This window comes from Alteromonas sp. MmMcT2-2 (assembly GCF_022348305.1).
In the GTDB taxonomy this organism is placed as follows: domain Bacteria; phylum Pseudomonadota; class Gammaproteobacteria; order Enterobacterales; family Alteromonadaceae; genus Alteromonas; species Alteromonas macleodii.
Genome location: NZ_JAKRFA010000044.1, coordinates 15,145 through 27,068, shown reverse-complemented (window position 1 = coordinate 27,068; position 11,924 = coordinate 15,145). Strand labels below are relative to the sequence as shown.

The following is an 11,924-nucleotide window of genomic DNA, read 5'->3' as shown; positions in this document are numbered from 1 at the left end:
ATTAAACATTATCGTTCAATATCAACTAGGTATGAAAAATTGGCGAGGAATTATGCCAGTATGGTGTCACTGGCATTTTCAATGATGTGGCTACCTATGTATTGCTGAGTGAAATATGTACAGCAAAGATCAACAGGCCCTAGAAGACGCAAATACTTTGAACAGCGAGCGGCGTGATGATAGAACTTCCGCTGTCCCTTTTTGTATTCGGTGTGGTTCTTCTGACCTGCAAGTTAAATCAAAATCAAATAACACTCGATTCGGAAAGCCTATCTCGCGAACCCATAGATCTGTTTGGATGCAATGTAACGACTGTAATCACTTTATGAGCTTCAATCATTGCAATCAAACTAACACACGCCTTATCAAGAATGGCACTTATTGGACGTATCATTCAGCAAGAGCCATCGAGCCGTTCAATATAAAGTGTCCTAAATGTGGTGAATGGGGAGCATGGTAATGATTTCCCGTCAAATGCCACAGACTTTCTCTTCAACAGAGCTAAGTGAGAGAGATATTCCCGCCGCTATAAATAGTGAGTTCGGTTTCGATGTAGAAAACTATTTTTCTACACGAAATTTATAACGATGATTTATTTTCCGCCTTCAATACATATTCCATTTCAGTGTGTGAACAGTGATTCTGGAATCGCTGTTCAAGTTCACCTAATTATCTTCAACACACTGAATTGACGATTCGACGAACTTACCTAAATAGCTGTCAAAGTATCTCCGCCATGCTTTGTTACTCTTGGCCGACATTGAATTTTCATTGCGTCACTAACAAAAGCATTATCATTGGCTTTACTTGACCAAATGTAAGCCTCGCCTGGCTTAAGCGACCCTAGCTTTTCAGGTGTTAATGTTTTTAATCCAATACAAGCCTTTTGAATATGCTTCAGCCAATCTGGAGCATTAAATTTATGCAAAATAATCTGTGAAGACAGCTGAATGAGCTCTACAGGTACTGAAGGAGGATCTTGGCTAGCTATCATCACGCTAGTACCTTTATGTCTCATTTCACGCACGGTTTCAACCAAGCCCTTCACTAAATCAGGACTATCAATGTATTTATGACACTCATCAAAAACAATTAACTTATTGAACGTTTGATCTTGATATTTTGCTTCTGAGAAGATTTGTAAAAGAACTACAAATAATCCTAGAGCTTCATCTTTTTCTATAAATTCATCCCTAATATCAACAACTATCATTCTGCCTGGTCGGATCAATGATGCTACACTTAATTTGTCATCAATATACTGCTCAGCAAAATCGAGTCTCATATCAGCTAAGTCTTTTAACGCATCGGATAAGCTGGAGTTTTGAATGCCATTTCTGATCGCTTCAATAGTCAAATTTCGCCGATTTTTTCGCATTATATTTCCTAATTGACGAATATAAGCAGCTTGATTTCCAACAGCCCCCATTAAGAATTTCCAATGGCCTGCCTGAAGCTCCGAAGAGCAAAACTTCAATGGAAATACCTCAATACCAGGATATTCTTTACGGCGTTCATCAAGTTTATCTTCAGGAGTAAGCAGCACAACATCATCTAATGACGTCGGCTCTGCTCCATAAACCTCTTTGAGCCTTTCTAATTGAAATGCGTCGTCATTTGCGGCAATCATAGATGTAAACTCGGGCTTGTAGTCCTGAGTCTGGCTATAATGGAAAATTACGCTTGCCAGCTCTTTATGCAGAGTATTAATCGCTGGAATTGATTTGGTTGCCATCTCAACTACAGAGCCTAAGGTATAACTTTTACCACCGCCTTGAACTCCAAATAAACTCAAAGTGTGGGTATGATTTAAATCCAGGGCGACTTTACGCCCGTGGACTTCTCCAAGAAGGCCAAACTGCCCTGAATCACCATTGACACCCAATACAATATCGTGAGGTACAATATCCACCTCTCCAACTGGTGGCTCTGGCTCTGGCTCTGGCTCTGGCTCTGGCTCTGGCTCTGGCTCTGCAGAATTATTACTGTTTGAATTAAAACTACTTACTACTTCACGCTCTTTTGTAGATTTTATGTCAGCTGCTTCCGTATTTAACTCTTCATTCTCAATGATGTTAGTTCGAGTTATTTCGATTTCAGCTTCGACATCTACTAAGGGCTCTAACTCTATCGACGCTTGAGAAACCAACTCTTTCCACGAAACAGTTCTATCACGTTCTTTATGCAAAAATTCCGCAGAAGTTAACTTTGGTAACGACAGCTCTATGGTGTCCAGCGTTACTTCTGACAACTCTTCGTCCTCAACTAGCCCCGTAGCTGAAAGCAATTCATCAATGTGATTTCTACCTACTCGGTGAAACTCAATCCCAACTTCATTTTCAACACCGTTGTTATCCTGACCAAAATCAAAAATAACAGCACTACGAGTTATTGCTAGCTTGTATCCTTGCTCTAGGGTTCTCAGCAAAAACTTAGCTTCTTCAATCACATCAGCACTAAGCAAACCGAATCGCTCAGATCTCTTGAGGTAGTGTTCTAATAAAACGCAAAGTTTCTGTGTTTTAACTAATCTATCTGGTCTGTCAGGAGAAGTTCTCGCTAAGTCAAAATGGCGTTGTAAAACTTTTTCTGACTCAGATATTTGCTCCGCAATACTTTTTTTCAGTGTTTCATACTTCGATAAATCACCGACTTCTGAATAGCATTTTACTTCAATAAGGTTACACCTGATTGTGCGTGTAGATGCATCTAAATCAAACAATGCTAGGTCTGTACGCTTAAAGCTAATCTCCGAACCTAACTCTCCATCAGCCTTTTGCAGCTCAGAGTAAAGTTCTATATGGGCATCTAAAGGTACTACAACCTGTTCTTTAAAGACGCCCTGGTATTCCAGATATAACTTAGATAAAGCCAAGCCCAAAGCTTCTGATTTTGAAGCGCTATTCGAGGCAAGTTTTAGTGCCAGCCTTCCCGACAAAGCTCTCAAGGAATCTAGCACTCTGGTTGCTTTATTTACATCAGGTACTATTTGGTGTTGCTCTAACGTTCCTTTTAACAAAGCCTCAATTTCTGTCGTCGAGCGCGAAGTAATTACAAAATTGTGAGTATTAGAAGAAGCCATTTCAGGGCTATGATCAATAAGGTAATCAGGTCGACCATCTTTACCACCATGATCAAAGAACTCTATTCCTAAGTTTCGATCTACTGTAAACACCCAATCACTTACTTCATGTAACTGATTGAGCAATGCCCTTTCTTTTGAGTCCAGTGACAACCTAACAACTGGAACTTGCTCCAATGAAAAGCTACCTGTTGCAAGAGAAGCTGTAATCGCAGACATCATTTTTGGAAGCTTTGCTAAAGTTGAGGAGACTTGTCCACCGAATAGCATTTTAGCAGCACCATGGCGAGTGTGACGGTCCCAAGCTACAACACCATTTTCATCAAAATAATCAACGCAATAGTCTTGATACAAACCGTACACAGGAGCAACTTGTTCATCTGCTTGAGGCCTAATGACCGACAACTCTTCAGCAGGGAAAACATCAAATAACATACTCAAGTGAGAACTAAACTCTTCTGGCGCTTCTTCAAACTCAGAAATAGATCTTAATGAAACACTTAACCTTGGTACTAAATGATTGTCAGAAGATTGAAATAGCTCATTATCTCCATTGGAATCATCATTACTGTTAATCAGTTTAAACAGCTCAGCTCCTACCTCTAAAGCGTATGGGTCTTCAACAAATAACCTTATATCAAAATAAATGTGTTTTAATTCTTGCTTCTTTCTAAGTGTCAACAGCATTCCCGCAACCGCACTTGCGGAGCCAGCATTGAACACATTAATTGATAAACAAGAAACGTAAGGGTGCTGAACTAAATAGCGCTCTACCTTATTTGCTAAGTAAGTGCTACTTTGCTTACCAACCTGTTGATAATCATTTTTAATTCCAAGCGCAGTTTTTATTTTGTCGATGAGCGACTGCGGCTCTCGTTCTTGGGCTGATGCCAATACACTCCAAAACGGATGAATACTATCGAGCGCAACCATCAGCTGTCCTTGGGCGTCAGGCAGTACATAAGGAAAATTAGTCAAAGAAAGTTCTTCTAGGAGACTATTTTTACTGCCAATTGCAATTTCTTTACTTACTTTCTCACTTTGTCTAGCCCAAGTTTCAGCTAGTGACGACCAACCTCCTAACCACAAGCACCTCAAAGGGTGGGTCGGCCCAAGCACCATAGCTTGCTTGTAACTACCGTCGTAATTCCACATAACGATAGAAATAGAATCTAAGCGAAGCAAAGCAGATAGCTCAGCTGTATAGTCTTTCCCATTTTCAGTAACTTGAAATACTGCCGCTAAATATTCTAAATAAGCTTTAGAATATTTGTATGCTTCATTTGAAGTAGATACATGATTATGAGCAACAGAAATTAGCTCTTTTTCACCCTGAGAAATTAAAGCAAAGTAATTTTCACGCGCTTTTTTAAAGTTTTCAAATTGCTGCTCTACATCACTAACAGGCCAATCAACTATGTCAGGTCCAGGTTCTTGTGCTTGTTCATTTCGAATCTCAACCCGCCAGGTAATTGCAGACATAGGGTTAGCAAGTATCTTTTGTTCAAAGTCTTTCAAGTAAGTGGCTACTGGGACCTGTATGCTTCCGCGTTTTTTAAACTTAATGTTTAGTAAGGATTCGGATTTACTCTTTGTTTCCTGCCAATTTGACTCAATTACTTCAGCGTTAACGAACTTATTAGTCTCTGTAACCTGAGTAAATTCTGCTTTAATTTTTGCATGAGCTAACGACGCTTCCCTGACTTTTCTACCAGGAAGTGGCTCTACCTCTGCCTCAACAGCAGGCAACACATAAAACAACTCACTTTCATTGATTCGTGAACCTGCGTCATCGGCACTAGAAGTTCCCCAAGGAATAGGGTTTTGATCGCCATCAACCAAAGATAATAACTCTTCATTTTCGTCAAATGCCTGAACTCTTACGTAATGCCAGCCTTCTTCCCACTCGATGCCTGTTAACTTATTAAATTTAATCGTTACTGTTGACTTAGCAGTTGCCTTGCCAACTTTAATTAAACCAACAAAATCGCCATGTTGGCTAAATACTTGAGCTTTGTATTTCGCAAGGCCATTTACTTCTTTAGGGTTTGGCTCTACCGAAAATGACACAGAAAAGTTTTTGATTCCTCCCTGACCAACGGTAAGTACTTGCTGACCTACTAACTGCTGTAAATTAGGATCTTTTTCATCTTCAGGAATTACAGGCAATCCAATTTCAGTTACGGTTAAACATACTGAGTCAGTTACCTCTTCTTCGTATTGAAATCGCCATTTATCAAAGGTAAGAGGCCAATTATTACTATCAACAACAAGCTGTTTACACCAAGCTTTATTGATTAGGCTTTCCTGATCGTTAAAAAACAGCGCCAATTTTCTATTAAAGTCTTCTCCCTCAAGCTGCAGGTCATAAACCGTAGCAATCGCGGATTTTTCCGATTTATTGATTAATTGAATAGATTCATGGTTCTTTACTAATTTTCGCACCAGCATAGAGTGGTCTTGGTGCAATTCCAAATCAGGTATCAGTCCTAGTTCATATAAAGCAGCTCCTAAAACACTAGGATCAAAGTCGTTTACTTGAATTGTTAAGATATACCTAAGCCATTGATATGGATTTATTTTCAGCGATGCTTTTTCGTTAAGTATAAAAACGATCTCTTCAACCAATTGTGACAAGGAAGCAGGACACTGTTCTTTAATCGACTGAAAAGCTAATGAATATACGTCCGTAATATCGACATGCTCAAACGTCGCCTCGCCGAACGAATCCTCAGAAGAAGTTTTTAATTCATTTGGCACAAAAACAAGTAATGGAGACCTTAAATTACCTTGCTCATCAGGGTTTCTCAGCTCAACTAGCTTTGTGCTCGTAACAGAATAGTTTTTCTCTGCATTATTAGCTAAAACAACTACCTGACTATTATCTACTGACTTAGCTAATTCCTCACAAAGCTTATACATCAAGCTGGTATCTAAATCTGAAACCTTCATGCAATGACCTGCACCTCGAGTTTCAAGGAGCAACTTTAATTTTGGTAAAAGTACAGTGATTAAGCTTTTTTCGATATCTGCACTTACAACCGTTTTAATTCCCTTAATCATGCGTTACTTCCTTGTACTTTTTTATTTTGTTTTTCGTCAATTTGATATCTAGGGGTGATCGTTTGTGTAACATATGCATCTGAAAGATCACTATAAAAGCCAATCTCCCTTAGGCGTCGCTTAAAGCCTGCCAAGTTGTCTCTCAATGCACTATTTACATCAATCGACTGATCGCAAAACACATCTGTCTTTGGAAGGGATTCGATAAAAATGCCATAGCGAGTCTTTAGAAAACTCAGTAGCTCGTCAACGCGCAGCTCTTTTGTGTGGAACCCCAAATCCCCCCCTTTTGATAACACTGCTAGTTGCAACATAACTTCAAGCAGCCTTCCATCTAAACAAAAACGCCTACCGCCATGGTTACCACTATTTTGCTCCAACAAAGCACCAGGTTTATTTTTCAGCATAAAACTATCTAAGTTTTTAACCATCCCTGAGCGAATAGCATTTCCTTGTACGAAAAGTAAAATTTCTATGTACGTTTCAAACTCCGGCAAACCTAGTTGTGTTATCGCATGTAACTCTGGTGGTATCTCTTCAGATTCACTAGCTGACGATGCTGATGTATCTAATATTCCAGCATTTCGTTGCCCAAAGAATTGCTCTCGATCTTGCTCAAGAGGAGTTTCAAGTAATTTAAACAGTTCAGTAACCGGCATTTGCTTCACCGATTTCGAACCAGGAAGCTTACCTTTTTTCGACAAGTACTCAGCAAACTCGTCTAATTTCTTAACACCAAAATATGCTTTAATAAACGCTGGTATGCGCTTGTAATGTAAAGTGGCGCTTTGCTCTGCCATTTGATGAGTTAAACTGTTAGTGCCATTTGTCATATCAACAAATATTGCCGTTTGTTGTTTCTCACCTTCTTCTAGGTTTCTACCCTTACTCTTAGCTAGAGCTGGTAACAGCTTAAATAGCTTTAACTGGTATAAGGCTAAGTGAAAGGCTAACAGGTTCTTAATGTATTCAACCATCACTGAGCGCGGAATATACTGACGATAAGTCATCAACTTAATAATATCTTCAGCCAAAGTATCAGCCGCCTGTTGATTAAGTGGTGCAAACCTATCTTGTAAATCAGAATGATCCGGCGCATCAGATTTAACCTGATCGGAAAGTCGTAATAATGCTTGTGTTTCAACATCAACTTGAGAATGACAATCATATTGACCGGTAGACGAATCAACACCGGCAAAAAAGAATTGCTTTAACCTAGAGATTGCTGCTTGACCACTTTTAGCATGGTAAAGTAATTCGTATACTTGTTTTGAAGCCCCGTAATCTCGGCAGTTTTTAGGATTTCTAAATAGGTAAGTGTTACCGTGAAGGGGTCTTGGCGCAGCTACGGCCTCATTTGCTTTACCTCGGTTTATAAGATCGACTAGATGTGTTTCTATCCATTTTTCGATGGTAATTGGCGCTTGGGAAAAGCCCTTAAAATGTTTTTCATTACGTGAATCTAAGAACTCATCTTTGAACAGATCAACCGTCATACCTTTAGCACTTAACTTGCTAGAAGCACCATTGTGTTTTAGCCTGGCGAACAAGTGAGTTAAAACGCGATCCATTTCAACTATTTTATAATCTAAATAGCTTACTTTATTAGTGCGGAAAGCTTTATCTTTTTTTCCTAATTTCATGACTGCGCCTCCGCTATTAAATGCTCTAGCTGTAAAACACCACCGCTGTCACGTGTAATTTTTTCGTATTTTTGGCCATTCGTAGTCAAAAGTACCTCTTGATAAGGGGCTGAAGCGAGCACGTTTTTAAATACTGTTAAACTTAAATAGAAACTTTGTTCGGCCTGAGCAGATGGAATATAACCCTGATTTAGACGTTGAAGCATTTCAAATAGATCCAAATCTAAATCTAGCTCGGCGGTTAAACCTGTTTCATCCTGATATTTAAGTAGGAGTGATTGTGGACTGTGTTCAATGTAAGAAGACTTCATGGCCGAGTCTTTAACTTCTATTGAAAAAACATCAGCTGGGAATAATCGGTAGCTCTTAATTGTCCCTTGATTTACTTTTCGCACCTGCATAGCAAGTTGTCCGTTAAAGTAAGCCGGATTGTGTAATCCTTCACCTCGGTTAATAGCGTTGATTGCTAACGATTTAGCCTCAGCTAAGGAGTATTCTCCTTCTAGATAGCTGACAAGTAACTTTGCGGAGCGATAAGGTAATAGTCCTTTCCAGTTTTCACCTCTGCGTTCAAAGTAAGCTTTTCGCCTTAGCATACCGACGACATGTCGATGAGACAGGTATCTTTCTTTGCTCTGACTTAAAGCCGTACCACTAGGTAACGCTTGATGTGCATTTTCAAGCAATTGAGTTTCATGTCCACTTCGTTGTTCAAACTGAAGCCAATCAACGGCTTCTAGTCCTAGAAAATCTAAACCGCGATCTAGTCGCACATCAGAACCTTGCGCAATGTCAGTTTCACTAAGTAATTTTAATAATCTGTCCTGAGTATTTTTTGAACCACACCAAGAATTAAAGTAATACCCACTTAAAATTTTGTCAGCTTCACCGTTCGCATAAATCTCTTGAATTTCAGAACAAGAGTATTCTCCAACTAGCATGTAACTTAATGCAGAGCGTAAATCTCGCATAGTGATGTGCAACTGGTTTCTTAGACTAGTTAGCTTGTATAGATATCCCAACCGTTCAATTACTTTAGGACCGGTTTGCTCATCTCGGAATGTATCTACATTGTGTTTCACATAGCACTTGTCTTTTAGTGCACAATAATCACAACCTTGCCATACTTTCGCCGAAGTCATTTTCTTTAAAAGGCGTTCAAATATCGAGTTTTTCTGAGTTTCAGTAGAAGCCAAAACATCGCGCATATTTAGGTTTACAACAGCGACCTCATTTTTAACGGAACCATCTTTCAAACTTTCTTCAACTAGCATTTTTAGTGCGGAAAACTCATCGGCATTTTGCGTCAAGAAATCTATCAGTCGACCTTCGTTAATTGCAATCAAGCGAGTTTCGTTATGAGGCCATTTACTAATATCATCACCATGATAAGCATTGAAGAATTCGTCGAGAACGACTTCATTTTCTTTATCACCCTCATCTTGGCTACCATCGTAATTAGTAATATATTTGTGACCATCTAATTCAAACGAGCAACCATTGCCTAACGGGTTTAAAGTTAAAGTTGTACCTTGTTTTTCAACTAAAGATTCTAGCTGTTGAAGAAATGCCGTTTTACCATCTCCAGCGTTACCTGTGATCAGGACTAGACGTAATTGACCAGCTAAAACCGCTGGAGCTAACTCAGTATCTAATGATGTTTCAACATATATCAGTTTCGCGTAATCATCTAATCCACGAGTACCACTGTTTGAATGTCGGCTTTGACTGTACAAAGTCAGCATATAATCATGAAATGCTGACTTGCTTGGATTTGAACCATCAGCCAGCGGTGGCAAATGAAATTGAGATGTACTCTCGTCCGACTGGAATTGAGCTTTTTTAAGTTGCTGTACTTTATTTAACGCTTCTAATAATTGGTCTGCCGATTCAAAGCGATCAACACGTTTAGGAGAAATAAGCTTTAGAAGAACCGACGACACGTCGTCCGTTAAGTTAAAACTTTGCGTGAATTCACTTGGATGACGCGCCAATTCGTCGAGTGGTGGACATTGAGTATTTGCCCAAGGGTATTCACCCGTCATAGCTCGATACAAGGTGATGCCTAGGGCATATAGATCTCTATCAACTAAGTCGAATGATTGTGGAGTCTCAGTAATGTTTAAATCTGGCGGAAGATATTTTCTAGAGCCACCACCTAGACTTAAATCCTCTGCATCAACAGAAACATTAAAGTCAATGATACGAACTTTACCGTCTTTCCATATCAAGTTTTGCGGCTTAATATCACAGTGATAGATATTGTGGTCATGCAAGTGCTTGAGCCCTTCCGCTACTTGCTTAGCCATCGTCCACACTTCATGTGTGGTGAGTGACCTTTGCTGTATTAGCTCGCCAACGTCTAAGCCTTCTAAATATTCAAAGACAATATATGGAGGTCCATCATTGGGTAAAACATCAGCATCATAAACTTTTACAACATACGGGTGCTCAGGTAGCTTCAATAATGTCCTATATTCTTGCTTTAAGCGTTCTAATACAGATTCTCGATCTTGAAGAATAAGCTTAATGGCGCGCGATACATCACCAAAAGTATCAGTAACTTTATAAACAACTCCAAAACCGCCAGGCTTACCTAGTGGCTGTTGTACAACATACTTATTGGATAATTGATAACCGTTTTTAAGCCTTTTGTAGTTTGCTGGTGTTTGTGCTGGATCCACTTTTTTCGGTTTATTTTGTACAGGCTCAACAACTTCCTCACCAGACATTTGGGCTTCTTGTTTAGGTCGCCACAATTCATTAAATTTTTCTAAGGCCAGTTCAGCAGTTAAACGTTCAGAAGCCTCTTTGTGGCATAAAGCTTGAAGCCAATTATCAAATTCACTCGGTAACTGCTTATTGGTAGAACTAAGTTTATTAGTCAGCACACATGACTTTTCAATCGCTTGCGTAACAGTCTCGAAAGCGGCATCACCACTAAATAGCTCAAATATAACTAACCCAAGGCTATAGATATCTGAGGCACAACTAGCGGCATTATTGTCTGCCCATAGTTCTGGAGCTTTATAACGGTTAGAAATTCGTTCTTGGACTTCATCTGCAATTGTGGTCGTACTTTCTGCACCTATACGTGCATAATCAAAATCAACCAGTCTAGGTTGACCATCCAAACCAATCAATATGTTATCTGGCGTGATATTTCTGTGAACCACATCATGTCTGCACATATGATTCAAAGCAGCCAGCATCTCTTTCACCACACGCTTTTTCTGATCAAACGTTAGTAAAAAAGAGCTATCCTTTAACTTTGAGCTGAGGCTATCGCCCGGAATATCGTCCGTAAGTAGTATGTATTTGTCTTGCGCTTCTGTTGAAAAGAAGTCCTTTACACCAGCAATGGCAGAATGAGGTGGCATTTTTGAAACGGCACGATATGCATTTTCTAACAGACGTTTTTGCTTGGCGCGATCATCTTCTGGTAAATACGGTTCGGCCTTATATGCTTTTGCTAAAACAGTTCCACCTTTACGACCGGCTGTTACATTAAAAGCACGATACTCAGTGAAGTATTCGTTAACCGTTAAAGTCTCAGCAACTTCCCAATTACCATAACGCTCGCCATGACTGCGCTTCTTGGCTGATTTGCCAAGGGCCTCAGCGATAATTTGAATATACTTAGTAACGTTGCGTTCAAATCGTTCTGGGATTCTGAGGCTATCGGTGAAGAAACGAGTGCTGTTTTTTAAAGAAACTACATGACCACGCTCTCTATCTTCAGGATCAAGAAACATACAGTCATCAATTGTTAAAACAACTGCTGTATCAACATAAATATTCTTTAGATCTTTATTGGCTCTATTTTGATTACAAATAAGGCCCGAAAGCGATTTCGCATTACCACGCAACTTAGGTAAAGGCGAGCGATAGCTTGTGTGAGTCGTGTGCCAACTATTTCCGGCCACCTCAACCTGTCCATGAATACCCTTAGCATCCACTAAATAAATAGCATGAGGAGCTACTACACAGATATCCACTTCAAAAAGCTGATCAAATTGTTCTACTTCAAAACTATGAATAACAAAATAATCGTCTGGTAACTTATCCTTTAACCATGCTATGGCTTTACGTTCTTCATCATTGACCGCCTCACCAATTGCAAATACCTGTGCCAT

At 39.6% G+C, this 11,924-nt stretch carries 4 protein-coding genes and 1 pseudogene; 2 read left to right on the top strand and 3 right to left on the bottom strand.

The features are described from left to right. A pseudogene (locus MHM99_RS17895) lies at positions 1 to 108 on the top strand (IS5/IS1182 family transposase); the annotation flags it as partial. Positions 109 to 459: 351 nt separating this feature from the next. Further along, positions 460 to 585, top strand: coding sequence for a hypothetical protein (locus tag MHM99_RS21280; protein WP_262385828.1), 126 nt, complete (start codon positions 460 to 462; stop codon positions 583 to 585). Between the two features lie 124 nt (positions 586 to 709). Here the strand turns inward: MHM99_RS21280 and MHM99_RS17890 are convergent, their stop codons facing one another. The 3 genes from MHM99_RS17890 to MHM99_RS17880 are packed head-to-tail and all read right to left on the bottom strand — an operon-like array spanning position 710 to position 11,924. Beyond that, entirely contained in the window at positions 710 to 6,145 is a 5,436-nt protein-coding gene (locus MHM99_RS17890) for an ATP-binding protein (protein ID WP_239220246.1), read from the bottom strand. Then, a complete protein-coding gene (locus tag MHM99_RS17885) occupies positions 6,142 to 7,788 on the bottom strand; it encodes a hypothetical protein (protein WP_187447624.1) in 1,647 nt (548 codons plus the stop codon). Before MHM99_RS17885 ends, MHM99_RS17890 begins: the two co-directional genes overlap by 4 nt. After that, on the bottom strand, positions 7,785 to 11,924 hold the full coding sequence (locus tag MHM99_RS17880) for a protein kinase (RefSeq protein ID WP_187447625.1): 4,140 nt from the start codon (positions 11,922 to 11,924) through the stop codon (positions 7,785 to 7,787). Before MHM99_RS17880 ends, MHM99_RS17885 begins: the two co-directional genes overlap by 4 nt.

What these genes read in the sequence shown, in the direction of transcription:
- MHM99_RS17885 (WP_187447624.1), bottom strand. Translation starts at nt 7,788, where the DNA reads ATGAAATTAGGAAAAAAAGATAAAGCTTTCCGCACTAATAAAGTAAGC.
- MHM99_RS17890 (WP_239220246.1), bottom strand. Translation starts at nt 6,145, where the DNA reads ATGATTAAGGGAATTAAAACGGTTGTAAGTGCAGATATCGAAAAAAGC.
- MHM99_RS21280 (WP_262385828.1), top strand. Translation starts at nt 460, where the DNA reads ATGATTTCCCGTCAAATGCCACAGACTTTCTCTTCAACAGAGCTAAGT.
- MHM99_RS17880 (WP_187447625.1), bottom strand. Translation starts at nt 11,924, where the DNA reads ATGGCACAGGTATTTGCAATTGGTGAGGCGGTCAATGATGAAGAACGT.